A 21575-nucleotide genomic window follows, 5' to 3' on the forward strand; every position below is an offset into this window, starting at 1 on the left:
GTTAATAACCTCCCAAAATTTTGGTGGAACAAACAAGAAGCCTAGAAAAAATGTGAATCACATTTCTCTAGGCTCTGCAAAAAGGGGAAAAAGCACTATCGCTGGACCGATGCGGGCTTTTTCACACTTTTCGTAGCCTGATCATTTACGGTGATCGAGTAGAGACTCTCAAGCCAATTCTTGAGATTATACGAAAAGATATTCTTTTATAATTGTTTTCCGTCTACAATTTTAATGAGAGTGTGAACGTTTTGTCAACAACTTTTTACGTACATTGACAATATATTTAGTTTTATTATTCGTCTTTACGATATTTTTACCCTTTTATTTCCTATTATGTCGAAAAGTCATACCCTTGTTACTACAAAAGAGTATGCCTTATTATTCCTTTCTTCCAGCAAGTTTATACGATTATTTAAACAACAGTCGCATTACAAGCGGCAAAGCAATAATTGCTACTATAACAATCCAAGCTGTTGGTCTGCCGAAATTCATCGTCATGCCTACTCCAAACCTTTTCTCAACAAAAAGTGCCGGATCCTTAGGATTGAAATAAATGATGCCGAGCTTCCAGTATTGGTCAAGATCTGCTGCAGGTGCAGACTTGCCTTGAGCACCATTTGCCATCTTTATCCGGCTTCCGCCTTGCCCGGTTGTTACAGTTAGCACGATAGAACCGATAATTAGAAAGCCAGTGACAGCCAGCGGAGCGATCGTTTGCTCTATGCCGTTCCAGCCAAGCAGCCAGCGGAGCTGAATAAAGAAAAACAATGCGGTAAACAAGAAGCTGCTAATCATCATAAACGCAGACCAGCGCCGTCTAAATAAAATATTTCGCTGTAAAGACCCTTCCGGATCGCTTGATTCAATAAGCTGCTTGCTGCGGCCAATTGTGTAATGAACAAATATAAATATAATGAGTAATACAGACTGGGTAACAACTGGCCATAATACAGAGCTATAGCTTTTTACCGCGTTATTGATAACTTCTCCGCTCAAATTATATTTCAGCGGAATAATCTCAGGGAAATGCTCATAGCCAAGCACCCCCGTCAAAGCCGTCCCAATAATTAATAAAATGTGAGGTATGAACCAAAAGTAGGAAACCGTCAAATTTCGTCTGCGAAAGCTGGTGTCTATTACTACACGCTGAACTGACGGATTGAGCCATTGCTTTCGCTTCTTTAACGCCTTAACAGCATTATGCTGCTTCAAATAAATCGCAAAAGATACTATTATATAGCCAAACAAGTGGGCAAGCAGCAGCACGCTCCATGTTGTTTCATTCGTAAGCATAGTTGAGCATACGAGCAATGAAGCTGTTACCAGCGCTCCAAGACCTCCGTTAAGCCAAACGTATTGCTTTTTTAAGGCTATAATTTCGGCATCATCTTGCGCTTCCTCCGGGATCGTCACGCCAAAGCTTTCTATTCTTCTCGTTATATAAGGAACAATCGTCGTTATCAATACGACAGGCACCATAATGAGCAGCACTAGTCCGATCATCCATCCGTCATTCATTGCCATCAGCCTCCACTATCTTTTAAATTGGGCAAATACCTGATCACCCATTTCTTTAAATTGCTCGCTTGTCATTCCCCGGCAAATCGCCTCTGCGATCAGCGGACGCATTTGCTCCTGCAGCCGCAGCATATACTGTTCATCAGCTGCAGGGAATGCATCGGGATGAATGACCACCCCTTGCTTGCGGTTTATTTGCACAAAGCCGTCCTGCTTCAAAAGATTGTAGGCTTTATTAACCGTATGCAAGTTTATGCCGAGGTCGGCTGCCATGCTGCGCACGGAAGGAAGCGGCTCCCCGGGCAGCAGCTGCTTGCGCGCAATGCCCTCAATAATTTGATGCACAAGCTGCGTATAAATGGGCGTCTCTGATTGCAAATCGATATTGAGCAACATCGTCTTTTCACCACCCGCTTTACCTGCTATTTAAAAACCAGTTATTGTACAATTCCTGCTTCCTTCAAGAAGCCTGCCATCCCATCCATTAAGCCTTCAGCTAAAGGAAGATCGGGATTCGTGTAGGTCGCCATATTTTCCGCTTGTTCGTCGGACGACTCCTTTAAAACATGATTCATGCCATCGATAATAAGCAGCTTTGACTCCTTCTTGGCCTCATGCAAAAGCTCAGCATCCTTGACGGGCACCTGCAAATCAGTTGTTCCGTTAATAACCAGCACTGGAATATCGAGCTCACTCAGCAATTGCGCCGGATCATATTGCAGCCAAGAAATCATATAAGGCTGTACCGATTTGCGGAACAAGCTTTGCAGCTCAGCACTGAAAGTGTCGACCTGCTTGCCTTGCTTCAGCTGTTCCATAATATCTTTCGACTCCTTCAGCAAATTAGCCGGAAGCTGTGCTTCAAGCTGCTCAAGCAGCACTTGATCAATTGGTCTTCCTGCCCCAGCAATAGACACATACACATCAGCCCCCGCCTGCCGGGCCGCTGCCATTCCTACCAAGGAGCCTTCGCTATGGCCGATAACACCAACCTTAGAGAAGCGGTTATCCTGTTTGGCGAACGCAATCCAGGAAGCAGCATCGTCTACAAAATCTTTAAAGGCAGTATCCTCTTCTTTCCCGCCTAGTCCGGCATTATTGCCAATCCCGCGCTTATCATAGCGTATGCTTGCCACACCTTCCGCGGCCAGCTGTTCAGCGACCATCTTCAAGCTGTTATTCTTGCCCGGCATCAATAACGAATTTCCATCACGATCTGTAGGCCCTGACCCGGCAATAATAATCATAAGCGGAAATGGACCGTCCCCTTCAGGCAATTCCAGTTGGCCCAGCATCGTACCGTTAGCAAGCTCCATTTGCACCATATCCCCCTTTTCTGTTGCAACATCTTCGTTTTTTCGGCTCAGCTCGAAAGGAAACGTTTGTCCGTTCTGCTTAAAGGTGCCTTCGATTTTCTCTAATTCAACTTTTCCATCAAATGTGATCTTTTGTCCCCCAATGCTCATATCAAAAAACAGATCGGAATCGCTCAGCTTCACACTTGATAGCGAATAATCATTCACTCCTTGAGCCGGTATGCTGATCGTTCCCTTGCTTTCCTCAAACTTGACGATAATAAGCAGCGGCTGATTCGGAATTTTAATAGAGCCTTCCCATGTACCGGCTATGCTTTCCAATGATTCCGATTCTGAGTTTTGTGAGCTTGGCGGATTTTGCGAGTTCTGCTGATTTCCCGCGGATTCGTCGGTTTTCCCTTTTCCGCAGCCAGCCAATATCAATAAAGTTGCTAATAATACGCAAATATAAACACTCGTTTTTTTCATTCCAATCCCCTCCATCGTTCTCTCTCGCAATGCTAATACTGTTCGTCAACTACATTTCAATTTTTATGAATAAATAACCCCTGTAAAGGAAAAAATCAGCCTACAAAGGCGGACGCTGCCGCTTCTCCATTCCCATTCTTGCTCTCCGTTTCCCCTTTCTCATTACTTATCAATAGTTGCCCACAATGAATCGACAGTCTCTTTCAGCATGCTATCAGTACCAACCAATAACGATACCAAAATCAGCATCACTTGTTATATATCAACTATAACAGATGTAACATGATAACACAATTAGGAATTTATAATGTAATGTGTTGTATTTACCGCGTTTATTAGACGAATTGTTACCGTTTAACATGCTTGCAACCTAAAGTTGACAAAGTGCAACTACAGTGTGATAGAAGGAAAACCAATGTTTTTCTAAGATATAGACAGTTAGTAAGAAAGGAGACTCCTATTTAAACAAAAACAAAAAGCGAATATTCAAAAAAGCAATTTGAAAGGAAAAAATAAATAATGAAGCAATTATCTTTTATCGGAATTATTTTTACCGTAGCACTTTTAATTTTTTTGAAAATTTTTCAGAACGCCATTCCAAGAATTAATGAACCCATAACCAATACATTCGTATTTATAGGCTTTGTCATTTTTGCTATTTTATATGGCATGTCTCGAATTAGAAAAAAATAAGGAGCACATTTGGGAGAAGTAAATGAATTATTATTAAAAAGGGGAGTTCGTACATGTTTCGTCAATTGGTACAAGAGTTTGTCGGTCAATTATCTGAATTAAATTTGCTACTGCAGTATTTAGGCGTTTTTATTGCTTCTTTGATTCCGTTTATAGAATCTCCTGGTGGGGCTGTAATCGGTTCTCTCATCGGGATTCCTATCATTTTAGCAGTAATAATAAGTGCGATTGGAAACTGGATTTCAATCATGTTCGTTATTTTACCTTTTAATGCCCTGCTAACAAAAATTCGTAATCGAAAACCAAAAAAAGGGTTTATTCATAATCGAGCAACGAAAGCGAGAGAATGGTACGAAAAATATGGCGTTCCAGGACTTGCACTTATTACTCCATTAGTCGCTTCCGGCCATATCGCTGCCTTCACCTCATTAGCTGCAGGTGCAAACAAAAGAAAAGTAATCTTCTGGCATACCGTTAGCATCGTTTTTTGGGGAATCCTTGGCGCAGTATTAGGAGGCTATTTGAACTATGATATAATGAAGTAATGCTTTGAATATATTTAAACTTTGTTTTTGGAAGGAGTTCTAAGCAAGTGACATTTGGTGAAAAACTTTTAAAATTGAGAAAGGAAAATGAGCTTTCCCAAGAAAGTTTAGCCGAAAAATTAAACACGACGAGACAAGCCATTAGCAAATGGGAAAATGGCCAGGGGTATCCTGAAACTGAAAAGCTTCTTATGATTGGAAATATATTTGGCGTTTCGATGGACTTTTTGTTAAAGGAGTCTGTTGAACCTAGCAATGATAAAGAATCAGGATATTATGTCAGCAAAGAAATGGCAGAAGGTTATTTGCTCTCTGTCCGTAAATCTGCAAAATATTTCTCATTGGGTTTATTTTTTGTTGCTTTAGCCTTCATCCCTTATTTTATTTTCAAACAAGACCCGTCAACTTATTTAATCCCAACGATTATTATTGCAACCATAGGGATAGTATTCCTTGCGTCAACCTCTTTTTTTGAAGAAGATAAATATAAAGTGCTTAAACAGGAGCCTTTGTTGCTTGATGAAAAATATCTCCAGGAGCTTAACAGCAGATATGAACATCTGAAAAAAAAATATGCGATTTTTATGATAGCAGGATTCGGATTATTTGCAGTTGGATTGATACCAATTGGATTGGAAAGGAAAAGTATTATTTCTGAAGGGTTTTTAACACCTTATTATCCAATTTGTATTGGGCTGATTGCAATCGGTATCTACGTTTTCACTCATACATCCTATATCCTGGAAGCCTACAAGCTTCTTGCCAGGAATGAGGTTCATACGAATCGATTTGGCTTTAAGCTTCAAAAGAAGGTAAGAAAAAAGTTTGATGATTTATAAATCAAATCAAGCCCTAAAACCCTTGTATAACCAAGGATTTTAGGGCTTTTGTTAAAATATTAGAAAGTATAAGTTTTCACGTTATACCTGTTCCTATATTTCATCGGTAAACGCGCCTGTCCAAAGGACGGCGGAGCCGTTTATCCTTGCTATTCCTTTTTTACTTTTATTTTTAACTGCGGATCTAGCATTCCGCTCCGGTCATCTCGTTTGTAAAAATACGCTTGTATTCCTGCGGAGTAAGCTTCACAGCGGACTGCCCGACATAATGAAATTGCAGAGCACGCCTTCTCTTTGCCGAAAGATTATAGGGTGTTCCATGCTTTATCAAACCGTGAAAAAACATGAGTCCTCCAGATTTTAGAGGAATTGCAACGTCCTCCTCCACTGCAATATGAGAGTCGCAAAGCTGCCAATCACGAACTGCATAATGCGGAGTCGCTCCATCAGCATGAGAGCCAGGCAGCACATGCATGCAGCCGTTATCCAGATCAGCATCATCAAGGGCGATCCATACGCCGATAACCGGTTTATTAAAAGCAAGCGGGCCATACGCCATATCCTGATGCCAGGGCTTCTCGCCGCCTCCCATAGGAGGCTTCAGCAAAGCCATATCTTGAACGAGCTTGGGCGATTCACCCAGTAACAACTCAACTGTCTTCAAAATATCTGGATGATAAGCGATATGCTTCAACCTATCGTCATTCTCAACAAACCTGCTTACTTTCCGAACGGCCAATTCGCGTTCCTCATTCGTCCGCAGCTCTTTTTCCGGCTTGGAAAACTGCAGCAAAGCGCCTTTGGTATCGACAAAAACCATATCCATTAAAGCATCGATTGCATGCTTCACCTCTGCAGAATCAAGCACTCCTTCAACAGCCAAATAGCCCATTGCCAAATATTCCTTCACTTTGTCTTCCGTAATTTCATGCAGACCTGCATACTTGTCGGAAATGCGATCATAACGATACAATCGTTCGGAGATTTCCTGAGGAGTTAATTGAGCAGACATTTTTACAACACCCTCTCATTTATAAAATTTACTCATTTTATGAATTCATTATAGCTATACAAAGCTGTAAAACAAATGCTATATTCGAATAATAATTTATACTTTAATACATAAAAAGGAGATGATTTTCATGCTAGCTTTCCCGTTGCAATCCATTCGGCTCTCTTCCCATTGCGGGAAGATTTCTTGTGAGCAGAACTGGAAATGGAACCGCAGCGAAAATCCATTTACCGATTTTGATCTTTGGTATGTTTGGAGCGGTAAAGGCGGGATTGTACTTAATGGGCTGGAACAGAAAATTCAGCGGAATCAATGCTATCTATTTCGACCCGGTGACCGCATCAATGCCTGGCATGACCCGGATTATCCGCTTACTGTAACTTATATTCATTTCTCGCTTGAAGAGCATCGCGATGCACTTGCAGACCTTCCATCGCATCATACGCTGGCTGCTCCCTTTTATTTCGAAGCTTATTTGGAGCGTTTTGTCCAAGTCGTAACGATCAAGGAAATCCATTATGCGGAAGAAGCAGAGCTATTGCTTAACCTTTTGCTGCTAGCTTTCAAAAGAGAGGGATTAACGATGAAGGCAGATGTAAAAAGCAAGCGTCATAAACATTATGCCGTAATGAACGAAATCGCCGCTGCCATTCGTGAAAATCCCGGAAGCACACGCAGTATCAGTGAGCTCGCAGAACAAGCCTATCTCTCACCACGCTATTTTTCATTGCAATTCAAGGAAGTAATGGGACAGACGATTGAAAATTACATCATAGAGAAAAAAATTGAAAGGGCCGAATACCTGCTGCGACAGCATGGCATGACGGTAGGAGAGGTGGCCGACGCGCTCGGATATCAAAACATTTATTATTTCAGCAAGCAATTCAAAAAAATAAAAGGCATAAGCCCTTCGAAGGTGTAGCATACAAAGAGCCGTTCCCGCCATCGATGAATGACGAGAACGGCAGTACTTAAAAGATCGGGCAGAATTTTGCTACTCAGCCAGAATAGCCTGCACGAAGGCGTCTCTGGCTCGGCTTTCCTCCAGACCGGCAAAAATCTGTACGTCCTCCGGATATAGCGCGCTAGCATGCGTCAGGTCGACGAACTCCCGCGCGGCGTTCAGCGGATTGATGACCGTTTTATTGCTGCAGGGAGCGTTTCGCAGCAAGTCCTGCAGATCATAGTGCAGCAAAATGTCCGGTACGACGACGCTTTGCTTCCAGGCGAACGGGAATTCCTCGGTCAGCGCCTGATAGTTCAACAATGAATCCCATAGCACCAGCTTGTGAAAGGGACCGATAAGCAGCGAGGTCAGCAGCGCCACCGTCGCTCCCAAACCTTTGCCCGCCAGTATGAGTCGATTCGGATCGACCTCCGGCAGCCCGCGCATATATTGCCAAGCGTGCAGGGCGTCCCGCACCCGCAGGCCCATGATCGGCCGGTCTGCAGCTACGGACAGGTACGTAAGCACCCGTTCGATATCGCACCAAGGTGCCACATCGTGCCAGACCGGGCGGGGCGCAAGCTCCCCGAAGCCGCTAACGTCTATGCTGTACACCAGCGCATCTCCGAGCGCTGTCAACGGGCCGAAGCAGCGAAAGCCGTCCCATTTGCCCGCTTCATCAATCATCAATACGGCCGGCAGCCTGCCGGACGCATCTGCACTTGCGCCGACAACGCCGCTGGAAGGCCTCGTCCGCCGCAGCATCAAGCCCGGCACCTCGCTCACGAACGTCGTCCGCAAGCTGACAGCACGGAACTGGTAAGCGCCGGTTGGCTTTTGCTCTTGTACTCTTACCCGTGAACTTGCGTCGGCCTCCCGAGGAAAGTCTGCATGCTCCAATCCGAGCGTCTGCCGCAGCCGCTCCTTCAGGTACGTCGAGCCTGCTTCTCCCACCGGTACGGCACGGCTATTGAATAGCCGTCTGCCCTCATCCCTGTTGATCGTATACATGTTAACTTCGTTCGAAGGATGGCAGTGCAGCAGCTCCGGCTTCTGGACCGACAAGTTTTCCAGACGAAGCGGGAGCGGCTGAACCCCCGGCTTGAACACGCGGTTCATCCAGCGTACTACTTCATTTGCCATGTTCAGTGAATACGCGTGACCGCAATCATCCAAGAACAATCCCAGCTCGCTCTCTCGGCCATACAGCCGATAGACGTCCGCTGCGTCGTGATACAAGCGCTGGGTGTTGCGGTAGTCGAACAAATCATCCTCTCTGCCGCCGACGATCAGGCACGGCTTCGGCGCTTGAAGCGCAATCAAATCCGTGAAGTCGATGCCATGTGCGATCAGCCCGGTTGCGAACTGCTCCGGACAGCTCGTGTACCAGTCCGTCAAATGCAATGATTCATGCTCGTTCAGACAACATACCGGCGCTAGAAAACGGATACGATCATCAAGCAGCGAAGCATAGATCGTTGTCGCACCGCCGCCGGATACGCCAGTCATGGCCACTCCGCCCGAGCTGAAATCGATATCGTCCCGGGTTTCCAAATAATCGATGCAACGTATCGCATCCAGAACGAAATGCGTGTTGCTCCAGATTCCTGTCAGATAGCCGATCAGCCCGTTGGTAAAATGATCGTTCATATGTCCGATCTCTCCAGCCACACCAGGCGGATCGAACGAGATAGCCGCATAGCCGTTGAGCGCAAACGTCTGCGCAGAAATTTGGTAGCTTTCACCCGTCTTGCAGCTATGCCCCGTCGGGCAAACGACGCCTGGATAACGGCCCGGCTGCGCGGGTAAATAAACTGTGCCGTTTACCTCCCAGCCCGGATAAGACTCGAAAATAACGTTTTCCACTCGATAGTCGCCAAAGTTATGACGGCTGACCACTCGCGAAGTTAGCGGCCCCCTGTCGTACATGAAGGTGGGAAACGCGGCACGAATAACGTCCAGCAGCGGACGGCGCAAGCATTCCCATTCTTCGCAGCTCGCAGCCCGGCTTCTCGCATCCGCCAGCTTCTTAAGCTGCCGCCGGCAGCGCTCCGCGATCTCCTCGCGGAGCTGGATGTCAGCGGTACAGCCTGTCGAATTCAATATATTCATTATTTCAATGTGGCGTAACGATCGTTAACCGCCTTCGTCAGCGCCTCTCCTCCAGAAGAATTCCACAGCTTTACAAAATCGTCAAACCCTTGATCCAGATTAACCTCGCCAATAATGAACTTGATCAAGTATTCATCGCGAATCCGGTTCAAATCCGGGTATTGGGACGATTCCGGTACGATGAACGTAAGCAGGCTGTTAAATGCCGGGACGCCTTCCGTCGTCCGCTTCTTGAACTCGGCCTGCTCCTTCGACAGATCGAATTGCGACATGTAGCTGGACTTAGTGCCGAAGATATTGTAATAGCTGCTTGCTCCGACCTTTGCTCCGCGCTCCGTCAGGTTCACGTACTGTTCCTTAGGCGTTGGAACACCGTCTACCAGATCATAATGCTCTCCTTCAATGCCAAAGTAAGTCATTTTATATACTTCTTCATCCGAAACCATCGCTTCCAAAATTTCAAACAATTTATCCATTTTTTCCGGATCCTTCGCTACCTGGGCACCCATGCCCACGAAATTGTTTTTGACTCCCCATGAGAAGCCGGCATTGTCTCCGTAAGGACCAATTAGCGGCTTGCCGATGACCAGCTCCGTATCCGGATTTTGTCCCTTGAATTCTGGCCCGATGGCGAGCGAGTAGCTGTTCCACATGCCTCTATCTATAATTCCCGCTCTTCTATTGGCCAGATCCTGCCGAACCTTAGCATAATCCGTCGTCAAAAACTCCTTGTCGATAACGCCGTCCTTGTACCATTTATTTAGCACTTTAAGCGCCTCGCGAGTTCTTTCGGAAACCATCGCGTTGATCAGACTGCCGTCATCAGCTTTCAGCCAGGCGCCGGGACTCGTGCCAAACGCCGAGTAGACGGAATTGAACGCCAGCGTAGCCAGCGAGTCCTTGCCGCTGCCCGAATAACCTATCGTATCTGCTTTACCATTCTGGTCGGGATCGTTATGCGCGAAATAATACACCAATTTCTCGAACTCCTCCAGCGTCTCCGGCGCTTTGTCGAAGCCGGCTGCCTTCAGCCAATCGCCATTATAAGCCGGCAGGAACGGCGTCAGCCCTTCCAGCCAGTAGAGCGGGATCGCGAAGTTCTTGCCGTCTACGACCGCCAGATCCCAGATGGCAGGATCCATCTCGTCAACAGAAGCCGCATATTTGGGCATTTTCTCCTTGATGAGGTCGATCGGCAGCTCGGTTAGCAAGCCCTGATTGGAGTAATCCAGAATTTCCCCTTGCGACCATAGGAAGAACAGGTCGGGAATTTCACCCGTTGCCAAGCGAATATTTAGGTGCTCCGTCCAACTGGTACGGTCCACCCGCATGTTCTCGATTTTTACGTTAAAGCGTTCCTCCAAAAACTTCTGAACCGGCGTTTCATCGCCCTCTGGCGGATCGAAGCTCAGCCATAGCAGATTGATCGGCTCCTTCGACTGCGTAGTAGGCGCAGACGAGGCGGTTTCTGACGGGGCAGACGTCCCGCCGCTGGCAGAAGGCTTGGGTTTTCCCCCTCCATTGCTACACGCCGAGAGCAGCAGGATAACGGCAATCGCCGCCGTCAAAAACTTAAATTTAACACCTGTTACCATACTTTCTCCTCCCTTTTCGAAAAAAATGGTCCAAATTTAGTGCTTGCCTCGCTACTCTTTCAAGGAGCCGATCATCACCCCTTTAACGAAATACTTTTGCAGGAACGGATAGATGACGATGATCGGCCCCGTTATGATCATAAGCACAGCGGCCTTGACCGTCTCTGGCGTCACGGTTTCCTGACCCGGCTGCTGAGACATCAGCATTCGCAGCTCCATATCTTGATTCTCCACGACAAGTCTGCGCAGATAGATCTGTAGTACGATCTTGGTCTGGTCCTGAATGTAGATAAGCGCCTGAAACCATTCATTCCAGTAGCGGACCGCGGACCAAAGCGTAATCGTCGCGATAATCGGCGCCGACAGCGGCAGCACGACGGAGAACAGAATCCGAATATCGTTGGCTCCGTCCATCCGGGCCGAATCCTCCAGCTCCTGAGGAATGCCGAGGAAAAAGTTGCGTAAAATCAGGAGCGAGAATGTATTAAAGAGCATCGGAATGATATAGACCGACAGGGAATCGTACATTCCCAGGCTTTTGACAAGCAGATAGGACGGAATGAGGCCGCCGCTGAAAAACATCGTCATCACGATAAACAGCGTGTAGAAGCGGCGATCCGGCAAATATTTTTTGGATAAAGGATAAGCTGCCATCACCATCACTATAACCGACAGCGCCGTGCCGACGACCGTCCGGAAAATGGTGTTGCGAAAGCCGTACCAGATTTGCGCAGATGAAATCGCTTTCCGGTAAGCCTCCAAGGAAAACTCCTGAGGAAACAGATGAAGTCCCGGTCGTATTGCTTCAGTCGGCGTGCTGAGCGAGATCGACATTACATGGATGAAGGGATACACAAACAGAACGCTTAATCCGGCAATGAACATTACCGCGAATACCTGAAACCATTTTTCGCCGATTGTCATGCGTGAAAACATCGTATCCCTCCTTAGAACAGCCCTTCCTGGCCCGCTTTTTTGATTAAATAATCGGTTCCCAATACCAGGGAGAGTGCGATCACATTTTTGAACAAGCCGACTGCCGTCGTCAGACTGTACTGCATCTGAGACAGACCGACCCTGAACACATACGTGTCCAGAATATCAGCAACTTCATATACCGCCGGATGATACAGGTTCAGTATCTGGTCGAAGCCCGCGTCAAGAATGCCGCTGATCTGAAAAATAAACATGATGCAGACGACCGGCAAAATAGAAGGCAGTGTAATATGCAGCGTTTGCTTCCATCGTCCGGCGCCGTCGATGCTTGCCGCTTCATATAAGCTTGGATTGATCGAGGCCAGTGCGGCCAAATAGATAATCGTTCCCCAGCCGACCTCCTTCCAAATACTCGTGACCACCAAGGTGAATCTGAAGTAGGTAGGATCGCCTAGAAAGTAGATCGTGTCCAAGCCGAACAGCGTCAGCACATAATTGACGATTCCTGTGCTTGGCGACAAAATCGTGCCGAACAAACCTGCAAGAATAACCCAAGAAAGGAAATGCGGCAAATAGCTGATCGACTGTGTGACCCGCTTGAACACTTTTCCTCTAATCTCGTTAAAAATGAGTGCCAGAACGATGGCAGCCGGAAATCCGAAAATGATGTGATATAGACTGATGACAACGGTATTTCGAAATACTCTCCAAAATTGGCTGGTCGAGGTAAACATCACCTCAAAGTGCTTAAAGCCGACCCATGGGCTTCCGTTGATCCCTTCCAGTACACGAAAATCCTTGAATGCCAGTTGCACGCCATACAAAGGAGCATATTGAAAAACCGTATACCAGATCAATGCCGGGAGCAGCAATATAAACAGGTACTTATGCTTTTTGTAGCGCTTCCATCTGCTTTCAGCCGTCTGTTGCCTCCTTCTTGTCAATAATGCCATAGGCAGGTCTCCAATCTGTAAATTTTATTGCCGCAAATCTTGTTGTTCGCTCCTATTTTAGAAGGAATTTCATCTCCAAATCCAGTTCAGATTTATGTGATTTTGTATACTTTTAAGCAACGTTTGTCAAAAAAAGCGGCTTTCCTCAAGGGAAATCCGCTGACATGCAGATCTGAGCTGCTAGACGACCTCAGTCTGAAGCGCCGTCCGTGTAAACTTACGGTATTGGTTAGGTGTCATCTCATATTTCGCCTTAAACTTCGTACAGAAATATTGGACGTTGCTGTACCCAGCCCGTTCTGCGATCCGCGTCACCGATTCCTGGCCGTCCCGCAGCAGCTCCGCTGCAAGCTCCAGCCGAGCGCGGCTCAAATATTCGATAAACGGCGTATGCAATACTTCGGTAAACAGCTTGGAGATGTAGGAAGGGGAGAAGGATACCAGCTCGGCCACTTGATCCAGCGAAATATCTTCATAAAGATGCTCGTGAATATAACGCTGTATGACATTGATCGTCTCGGCATGCGCGTGAGGAGCATCACTGCTCAGCCAAGCGATGATTTGCCGGACGTTGGCTTCGATCCGTTCCAGTCCATCCCCCAGCGTGCCTTCTTTCAGCGTACGGGACATGTCGGGAATTTCCAGCCGATCGAACAATCGGTAATGAAGCGCCATGCGACGCATGCACACGCTTAGCTGCATCAGCGCCCATTCGGCCGTCTCGATTCCGTAGCCACCGTCGATCAAGGTGCGTTCGAACCCTTTCAAATACGTTGTAACCGCTTGCATATCTTGTGTATGAATTCCCTTCTCGAAGCCCTCGAAGTTCATATCTTCATACGTATTGCGACGAGCCTCGACTTCGTGAAAGCCAACGATAGCGGAAGGTCCGAACAGAAACTCGTATCTGGCCGCATGCTTCGCTTCCCTGAACGATTCGGAAACATGTGATAGTCTGTCCGTCGAACGTCCGTACCCGGCAGAGAACTCACAAACGCCGCCAAGCTCGTCTTGCAGCGATCGCAGCGCCTCCTTGACTGTCGCGTCCGTATTCGGATCGTCTTGTTCCAGAATGAACAACACGACCAGTTCCTCCCGTGAAACCGCCACTGCCTCCCAGCAGAACGGTCTGACTTGGAACCAATGACCGAGCGCTGCGGGCTCCAGCTCTCCAGAGCGCAGCCGAATATATGCCGCCACCAATTGCGACCGTTCCGCATAAGCGTACGATCCGGCTTCCTCTATATCCCCATGTATCAGCTTCAGAAGCCGCGTCTTCTCCAAACTGAGGTGAAGCGTCTGAAGGCTGCTCATCATTTTTTTCAGGGGCACATAAACTCGTCTGGACATAAGCAGCGAAACCGCCAAACCTACGACGGCGGTTATTATGGAGAAGACAAGCAAATTATGTTGCTGCTTCTTCGAATCGAGCAGCAGCGAATTCAGCGGACGTGCTACAATAAAGCCCCAACCATACTTAGACAGGCTCGCAGGAGAATACGCCCATACCGTCGGTCGCCCCTCTTCTTCCGTCACGTTCACCGATGCGACCGACCCCGCCAGCTCTTTCGAGCTGTCAAACCCGCTCACTGCCTGCCCCGAGTTCGTCAACAACGTCGTACCGTCCTCATCGACGATATAGAACTGCTCCTCTTTGGAGCCCAACATCCCGCCAAGCAGCCCCGTCACATAATCGAGACTGATGTCCAGATACAGATAGCCCTTCGCATTTTCATGCGAGGAACCGTAAGGCAGCGAGCGCAAATAGGTCATCACTTGCCCGTTCCCGCTGCCACTGCGTATCGTCCATCGATTGAGCGGAAAGTGACTCAGCTCGCTAATAAATTGTGCATCCTTGGAATTTCCAGGTTTCTCGTATAAGTACTGGGAATCGACCGTATATCCCGTTTTCAAGAAATGTACGGTCACATTGGACAAGCCTTCTTGCGCTAGCTTGACATTTTGAATATCATTGTGCAAGACCAAAAACCGGTAACCCAGACTGCTGTTCGGTTCGTCCAACAGCAGACCCAGCCCGTCATATTTTTGGAAAGCGGTGGAGACCACTTTATCCTGGAACAGCTCCTCGTAGCGCTTCAGCACAGTCATCTCCAAATAATCACGTACGTGCTGAAGCCTGTATAAGCTGTCACGGGATATCTCCTGCGTCACCAAGGTCTGAGAGTTAGAATACAAATAGAATCCGAAAGCACCAATCATGACAACGGTCAAAGTCGCAAAAATAATAATCGCTTTGAAGAAGTCGGTCTTATGATCGCCTTTGGGAAACATACCCTTCACCCTTCCCCGAATGATAGATTAGCTCTATATCATTTGCTGCTTGTGGATAAGCAACTTAGCTGCAAAATTCAATCGTCACTACAAGTTGCTCAGAGTTAATCGACAGCCTCAGCTTATACCTCAAAAACTTCACGGTGCAGTGTATATTTGGCGAGACGCTCCGGATTTACAATATACCCAATACCCGGACCTTCCGGCACATCGATCCGGCCGTCCCGTACAATTACAGCAGGATCGACGATGTCCTCTTCCCAATAATTCGACGAAGCTGCCGTATCTCCGGGCAAGGTGAAGTTGCTTAACGCCGACAGCGCAATATTATGCGCCCGGCCGATGCCCGATTCGAACATGCCGCCGCACCATACCGGGATTTGCCGCTCCATACATAAGTTATGCAGCTTGATTGCCTCTGTCAGTCCCCCGACTCGGCCCGTCTTTATATTAATAATTTGGCAACTGCCCAGTTCTATCGCTTTACGCGCGTCATCGGCTGAATGAATGCTCTCGTCCAGACAGATCGGCGTATGCAGCTGTCGCTGCAGCTCGCAGTGGTCTACGATATCATCATGCGCCAGCGGTTGTTCGATCATCATGAGCTGATAATCGTCCAGCCGTCGCAAATGATCCACATCAGCAAGCGTATACGCAGAGTTGGCGTCCACCATTAATGGAATATCAGGATACTTTTGACGTACGCCGTCGACGATATCGACATCCCAGCCCGGCATAATCTTGATCTTCATCCTCTTGTAGCCGGCTTGAAGCCGCTGCTCGATCATCTCCAGCAGTTGCTCCAAAGAAGCCTGGATACCAATGCTGACCCCGACCTCAATCGATGTCTTCGCCGCACCGATGACGGAGGCAAGCGATCGGCCCTGCTGCTTGGCGTACAGATCCCAGCAAGCGGTCTCGAGCGCCGCCTTGGCCATCCGGTTGCCGCGGATCGGGCTGAACCTCTCCGCCAATTCAGCCGGATGCCCGATTTCCTCCGCGCTTAGCAGCGGAATCAAAAACTTCTCCAGCAGATGCCAGTTGCCCTTGAGCGTCTCTTCATTATAGGAGGGCTCGACGAAGGCAACGGACTCTCCCCACCCAGATCTTCCTTCTGCATCCGTCACCTCGACCACAATAAATTCCCTATCCTTCAAGGTGCCGAAGCTGGTCGTGAACGGCTTCAGCAAAGGCATGCTCATATGTCTTAATGTGATGTTCCGTATATTCATCGCTGCCGCCCCTCCTCTAATAGCTTAATCGCGGACATGGCCAGAATCGCCGCACCCGTGCGCATCGCTTCATGATCAAAGGTCATCTCCGGATGATGCAGCCCCGGCGCCAATCCGCAGCCGAGCCCGATCATCGTCGCTTGAAGCGACCTGCGCTCCATAGCGTAAAAATGAAAATCCTCCGCTCCCGGCGTGATGACGGGAAGGGCCAGCCCTTTCTCACCCAGCACCTCGACGATCGCCTCGCCGACAATGCGCTCCATATCGATATTTGGAATAGCTGGCGCCGCCTTGATCACCCAGTCCGTCACTACCTCTGCTCCATCAGCCTCTCCAATCTCCGCCGCGGTCTGCCGTACGCGCTCCGCAAGCCGCTCCAGCTTTTCGAACGACGAGGCACGGATATCGATCGCGAACTCTGCCTCGTCCGGAATAACGTTGTCGCTTTCGTTCGGCACCCGCGCCGTCGTTACCTTGCAGGAGGCGCCGCTCTCCAGGTCCGCCCGGATCGCTCTGACGGCCGTTACGATCGCGGCGAGCGTCTCGAGCGCATTAATGCCATCCTCGGGCCGAGCGGCATGGGCCTGCCGGCCGTGAATCCGGCCGTGCATTTTGGCGACGCCGCCATGGTAAATCCCGGCCGATGCCACCCCGTTAGCAAGCTCTCTTTGCGGCCGTAAATGGATGCCAAGCATACAGTCTGCAGCGTCCAGCAGGCCGGTCTGCAACAGCGCTTTCGCCCCTTCAGCCGTTTCCTCGGCCGGCTGAAATACCGCCAACAGCTCGCCTGCCGGCACTTGGTACCCGATCTCCTTCAGACAACGAACAGCAAAAAATACCATCGTCATGTGCGCATCGTGGCCACATGAATGATTGGCCCGCCACTGTCCGTTTACGGGCTGCCATAGCGCATCCATATCAGCGCGCAGCGCTACGCTGCGGCCGCCGCCCGGACCGCTCCAAGTGCCGATAGCTCCGGTATGCTCTGCGAATGTTCGCACTTCCAGGCCAACCTCGCTTAACCGTTCACCAATATAAGCGGTTGTAAGCTGCTCCTGCCAACCAATTTCAGCCAACTCGTGCAATTCCGCATACATTCGCTCCATTCCGGCGGCTTGATCAGCCATCCAGCGTTGAATTCGTTGATTCCATTCGGGAACGTTCAATAATTATATCTCTCCTTCCAGCACGTAATAGTCGACTTCCGTATCCCCTGGAAGCAGGCCGACGATGCGGAATCCGCGGCCGAATGCCTCTTCGCACAGCTCGCGCAGCCACAGCTTCCATGCAACGATCACGTCTGGTCTGTTCTTCTTGATCCCTGCAGCGTCCCGCGGCACAGCCAGCAAATAGCCTCCGCTGAGCGAATCCCACGCTGGCAATCTCCCATTCGGGTTCGCCGCGCCGTCGACCAGCTTCACATAATCCAGCCACCGTGGATCTGCCGCACGCTTGCTCCGTATCGCCGAGCAAACCCGCGGAGATGTCAGCTCCCATCGGATCAGGAAGCGATCGCTCGGGTCCCCCTGCTCGTCGCAGCCGTATATTGCCGGCATGTAAATGCTCACTGTTCCTCCGAGCTTGCACAAGTTCAAGTAACCATTACGAAGCTGGAATGGATCATAGGTCCAGGTAATCGCCGAATAGCCTTGCTCGATCGCCCACAGCCGCTGCTCCAGCTTGAGCCTGGTACCTACCCCTCGGTCGCGGAAATCGGGATGGACGACCATCATATGCGAATGCAAATACGGTTCATTGCCATCGTATGCGGCGAAGCCGTAACAGAAACCGGCAGGCCTTTCGCCCTCGTATGCGGCGATTACTGATCCGCCATGCTGCACTGCCGCTTTCATCTGAACAGCCGAAGTAAACATCTCCATCGGCCATGCGGTGCTTTGAAGCTTCGACAGCACCCGCAGCTCATAGAAATCCGTTACCGAGCGATACGTCAACTGCTCCATGATCCATTCCTCCAATCGCAAGCGCCGGTTTTCACCCGGGCCCTCCCATCAATCGACATCCGCCGGATTTACAAAGTAAAAAGAGCGTTCCCCGATCGCTTGCTCCTGCTCCAGTCGTTGCTGCACCTGCACGCGGTCCCGTACGGTCAAAAAGCCGGCCAGTGTGTTTAGCAGCGCGAATACAGCCGGCATCCCTTGCAGCGTGACCGGCGGTTCGACCTCAACCTTCAGCAGTTGATCCGCCAGCAGCCCTAGAGGAGACAACTCGCGATCGGTGATCGCAAGAACCTGGGCGGAGCGCCGCTTTGCCTCTTTAGCAAATTCATGAGTTTCTCGCATATATCTGGGGAAAGAGAGCGCTATCACAAGCCAGCCGGGCTGTACTCTAGATAATAAGGAGTTTCCATCCTCCATGCCGCCATGGTAAAGGTAGACATTTCCTCGAAGAATATTTAACGAATAAGTGAGCCAATGTGCCGGGGCGAACGAAGCCCGCAAGCCGATGATCACAATGTGCGAGGCTGAGCGTATAAGCTCAACTGCTTGCTCCAGCGCCGCTGGACTAAGCTCGGCCAGCGTGCGCTCCACATTCGCCACATTCATGCTCCTGCGATAAGCGATGTAGGCCGCCGGGTCTTCCGGCTCGCCAGCAGCCGCCTCGCCCAGACTGACGATCGGATTGGCGTTCTTCCGCTCCTGCACCAGCGCATTCTGAATTTCCTTCTGAAGCATGCCGTAGCCGGTATAGCCGACCTCGACGCTAAAGCGTATTACAGTCGTCTCGCTCGTGCCGGTGCGAGCGCCGACCTCCTTGGCCGACAGAGTCGCAATCCGGCCCGGATCCTCCAGTAGAAACTTTGCTACCTTCCGCTGGCCTGCCGTCAAGCCGTCAAACATTCTGCGAACCTTATTTTGAATCTGCTCCATAAAATCTATCCCTTTATTTGAAGTTTTAGCACCAAATTTAAATATATAATGAAGTTTTAACTTCGTATCCACATTATAAACCGTTGCTCCGGAGATGACAATAACCAGTTTTCAGGCCAAACCGATCCCTTTTGCCAATTGAGATTTTTTATTCGCAGCGACTATGACTGTTGTAGCTAACGGTTGTCACAGCGGCTAAATGGACATAAAAGTCACTTTTTACAGGCTAACGGTTGTGTGAGCGCCTAATTGCGTAGAAAGTGCAAAATTATGCTTGAAATAGTGAAATAGCCGCAACGGCAACCGTTAGACAATAAAATTGTTTGAAAGCCGCCGAATAAGCACTGTGGCGACTGTTAGAACAATAGGTGGCAATTTTTTTGTTCCAAAGTTAGTCGATGCTCTCTCTATATTCCCTATATGCGCCAAATTCGAATAAATCGTCCTCGCCCAGAAAAGCAGGCGCTTCATGCTCCGGCTCGCCCATCCCCTCCATAATCCGACGCCACAGCTTCGTTCGGGCGTAACGCTGATGAACCAGCTGAAAAGCCGTCCCTTCCAGCAAACGTTTTGCTTCGGCAAACCTTCCCGCATCCGCCAGCCATGCGGCGCGCCGCTCCGCCAGCCATTCGTCCTGAAGAGCACTCGTCCGCGCCAGCCAGTATTCCCTCTCGGCCAACGTTTGCGGTCCGATCCCGGACAGCGCCAAATCCCGTTCATAAGTCACTTGAGGATGCAGGGCAAACGCCTGCGACCGAATTTTGCGATAGCACTCGGCAGCCTTTGCCCTATCTCCCTTATTGCGCCGATACAACCGTGCGGCCAGCGCCCATGCCCGATCCTCTCCCGAAGCCTCCAGCTCCGCAAGCGCCTCGTCAATCCGGTCTTTGCCCGCATACCATGCGCCAAGCTGCATGCGCCAGGCGCTCTCCTGATCGGGTCGGCTTGCCGCTGCAAAGCGAATTGCCTCTTCCAGCTCTTCATAACCGGAGATGGCCCATCTGTTGTCGTCCGCCCCCGGAGGAAGTGGAAGAAGCTCGGGACTTTTTTTACGCCATGCCTCCGCCACCTGCTCCCATAATTCCGTTTCCTCGCTGCGAGCAAAGCCGAACAAAGGAATTTGGCCGGCGTCCGGCAGTTCGACCTCGGGAACCTCCAGCTGATAAATATCTAGCCGCCGATCCGTCGGAATCCAAAATTCGACATGTTGGTGCGAGCCGCCCGGAGCCAGCTCCTGCTTGATCGATTGATCCATAATGGGTCCGGCCTGAATTTCCAGACATTGCTCCCCGTCAAGTGAATATTGGGTAACCCATGCCTCATGCTTGCCAACGCCATCCGACCATAGTTTGATGCCGGGCATTGACCCGCGATCGGCTACATGGTACAAACCGCTCCCCAAGCTTGGCGTATATACGCCAAACGCCCCGCTGTCCGGCTCCCGCCAGAAGTAGCCAGTCATCCGTTCGATGTCGCACTGCCTTTTCGGCCCCTCCTTCTCCCAATCCAGCATTTCCATCCGATCGCCGTGCGCCAGCACTGGTCCTTTCGGAAACCAGAATTCAGTATCTGGACGGGCAGGCACTCCTGCATTGGACCAGGACATCCAGGGATGCGCTTGAGAAGTCGGATTATAAAAAAGAGTGCGCTGTGTCAGGAAGTCGTCATCCTTGCCTAGCGAATACTCCACCGTCCAATGCATGCCGAACCGGGTTTCCCTCTCTCCGCACCAAACGAATATCCGATCCTCCGTTTCCATCGTCTGATAAAGGACGGGCACGATCTGTACAGGGGAATGGGAAATCGGAAAGCTTACCTCAATTCCCCCGCCAATGAAAAATTGCCGGGGCAGGATGCGCACAGGTCGAACTGCCGGGATCGTGTAAAGCGTTTCTTTGCCAGACGCGGCATGAACCAGGGAATATACCTTGCCTCCCAAATCGGGACATATGGTCGCCTTAACGTGATCGTTCTCCAACGTCACGAATCGATACGATTTCAGGACGGGGCGGCAGCTTGTTTCTGCAAAACTTTCGTAGGGATACACCCCGTCCGGGTCCTGGGCGCTTGGGATAGGTCCCGCCGCCACCATCGGATGGGTCAGCAGCACTTCCGTATAAGCGTGAATTTCCAGCATACTCATCTATCTCCTCTCACTGAATGATCTACTAAAAACCTTCGCCTATTCTTCGCTAATTCCCCTTCTTTCTATCACTTGGAATCTAGC

The 21575-nt window shown here is 49.5% G+C and carries 17 protein-coding genes and 1 riboswitch; of the genes, 3 read left to right on the top strand and 14 right to left on the bottom strand.

What is annotated here, in order from left to right:
- Nucleotides 1-113: 113 nt before the first annotated feature.
- A riboswitch (purine riboswitch) is annotated at nt 114-214 on the bottom strand.
- Between the two features lie 197 nt (nt 215-411).
- Genes V1L65_RS16570 through V1L65_RS16580 form a run of 3 tightly spaced genes read right to left on the bottom strand, consistent with a single transcriptional unit; the run spans nt 412 to nt 3305 of the window.
- Nucleotides 412-1521 (bottom strand): DUF1648 domain-containing protein, encoded by a 1110-nt coding sequence (locus tag V1L65_RS16570; RefSeq protein ID WP_331700318.1) that lies wholly within the window; start codon nt 1519-1521, stop codon nt 412-414.
- Between the two features lie 15 nt (nt 1522-1536).
- Complete coding sequence (locus tag V1L65_RS16575) at nt 1537-1917, bottom strand: GntR family transcriptional regulator (protein ID WP_331700319.1); 381 nt, start codon at nt 1915-1917, stop codon at nt 1537-1539.
- Nucleotides 1918-1958: 41 nt separating this feature from the next.
- Nucleotides 1959-3305 carry an alpha/beta hydrolase family protein gene (locus V1L65_RS16580; RefSeq protein ID WP_331700320.1) on the bottom strand — a complete coding sequence of 449 codons (1347 nt, stop codon included), beginning with the start codon at nt 3303-3305 and terminating at the stop codon, nt 1959-1961.
- 746 nt (nt 3306-4051) lie between these two features.
- Between V1L65_RS16580 and V1L65_RS16585 the strand changes: the two genes are divergently transcribed.
- Both V1L65_RS16585 and V1L65_RS16590 read left to right on the top strand, forming a co-directional pair.
- Nucleotides 4052-4543 carry a small multi-drug export protein gene (locus tag V1L65_RS16585; RefSeq protein ID WP_331700321.1) on the top strand — a complete coding sequence of 164 codons (492 nt, stop codon included), beginning with the start codon at nt 4052-4054 and terminating at the stop codon, nt 4541-4543.
- A gap of 47 nt (nt 4544-4590) precedes the next feature.
- The gene (locus V1L65_RS16590; RefSeq protein WP_331700322.1) at nt 4591-5382 is read left to right on the top strand and encodes a helix-turn-helix domain-containing protein; all 792 of its coding nucleotides are present in this window, start codon (nt 4591-4593) and stop codon (nt 5380-5382) included.
- Between the two features lie 184 nt (nt 5383-5566).
- On the opposite strand, the gene V1L65_RS16595 is transcribed toward V1L65_RS16590, so the two are convergent.
- Complete coding sequence (locus V1L65_RS16595) at nt 5567-6394, bottom strand: phytanoyl-CoA dioxygenase family protein (RefSeq protein ID WP_331700323.1); 828 nt, start codon at nt 6392-6394, stop codon at nt 5567-5569.
- Nucleotides 6395-6524: 130 nt separating this feature from the next.
- Between V1L65_RS16595 and V1L65_RS16600 the strand changes: the two genes are divergently transcribed.
- Nucleotides 6525-7316, top strand: coding sequence for a helix-turn-helix domain-containing protein (locus V1L65_RS16600; RefSeq protein WP_331700324.1), 792 nt, complete (start codon nt 6525-6527; stop codon nt 7314-7316).
- 72 nt (nt 7317-7388) lie between these two features.
- Here the strand turns inward: V1L65_RS16600 and V1L65_RS16605 are convergent, their stop codons facing one another.
- From V1L65_RS16605 to V1L65_RS16650, 10 genes are all read right to left on the bottom strand, one after another.
- Nucleotides 7389-9452: an alpha/beta hydrolase family protein gene (locus tag V1L65_RS16605; protein WP_331700325.1), complete on the bottom strand. Its 2064-nt coding sequence runs from the start codon at nt 9450-9452 to the stop codon at nt 7389-7391.
- Complete coding sequence (locus V1L65_RS16610) at nt 9452-11047, bottom strand: extracellular solute-binding protein (RefSeq protein WP_331700326.1); 1596 nt, start codon at nt 11045-11047, stop codon at nt 9452-9454. Before V1L65_RS16610 ends, V1L65_RS16605 begins: the two co-directional genes overlap by 1 nt.
- Nucleotides 11048-11098: 51 nt before the next feature.
- A complete protein-coding gene (locus V1L65_RS16615; RefSeq protein WP_331700327.1) occupies nt 11099-11983 on the bottom strand; it encodes a carbohydrate ABC transporter permease in 885 nt (294 codons plus the stop codon).
- An 11-nt stretch (nt 11984-11994) separates the two neighbouring features.
- Nucleotides 11995-12936 (bottom strand): ABC transporter permease, encoded by a 942-nt coding sequence (locus V1L65_RS16620; RefSeq protein ID WP_331700328.1) that lies wholly within the window; start codon nt 12934-12936, stop codon nt 11995-11997.
- A gap of 180 nt (nt 12937-13116) precedes the next feature.
- The gene (locus V1L65_RS16625) at nt 13117-15228 is read right to left on the bottom strand and encodes a helix-turn-helix domain-containing protein (RefSeq protein ID WP_331700329.1); all 2112 of its coding nucleotides are present in this window, start codon (nt 15226-15228) and stop codon (nt 13117-13119) included.
- 122 nt (nt 15229-15350) lie between these two features.
- Entirely contained in the window at nt 15351-16460 is a 1110-nt protein-coding gene (gene menC, locus V1L65_RS16630) for an o-succinylbenzoate synthase (RefSeq protein ID WP_331700330.1), read from the bottom strand.
- Nucleotides 16457-17626 (bottom strand): amidohydrolase, encoded by a 1170-nt coding sequence (locus tag V1L65_RS16635; RefSeq protein ID WP_331700331.1) that lies wholly within the window; start codon nt 17624-17626, stop codon nt 16457-16459. Before V1L65_RS16635 ends, menC begins: the two co-directional genes overlap by 4 nt.
- Nucleotides 17627-17629: 3 nt before the next feature.
- Entirely contained in the window at nt 17630-18442 is an 813-nt protein-coding gene (locus V1L65_RS16640; RefSeq protein ID WP_331700332.1) for a GNAT family N-acetyltransferase, read from the bottom strand.
- 27 nt (nt 18443-18469) lie between these two features.
- Nucleotides 18470-19420 carry a MurR/RpiR family transcriptional regulator gene (locus V1L65_RS16645; RefSeq protein WP_331700333.1) on the bottom strand — a complete coding sequence of 317 codons (951 nt, stop codon included), beginning with the start codon at nt 19418-19420 and terminating at the stop codon, nt 18470-18472.
- Between the two features lie 319 nt (nt 19421-19739).
- Nucleotides 19740-21485, bottom strand: coding sequence for a DUF5107 domain-containing protein (locus tag V1L65_RS16650; RefSeq protein ID WP_331700334.1), 1746 nt, complete (start codon nt 21483-21485; stop codon nt 19740-19742).
- Nucleotides 21486-21575 lie beyond the last annotated feature (90 nt).

This window comes from Paenibacillus sp. IITD108, from assembly GCF_036541265.1.
In the GTDB taxonomy this organism is placed as follows: Bacteria; Bacillota; Bacilli; order Paenibacillales; family Paenibacillaceae; genus Pristimantibacillus.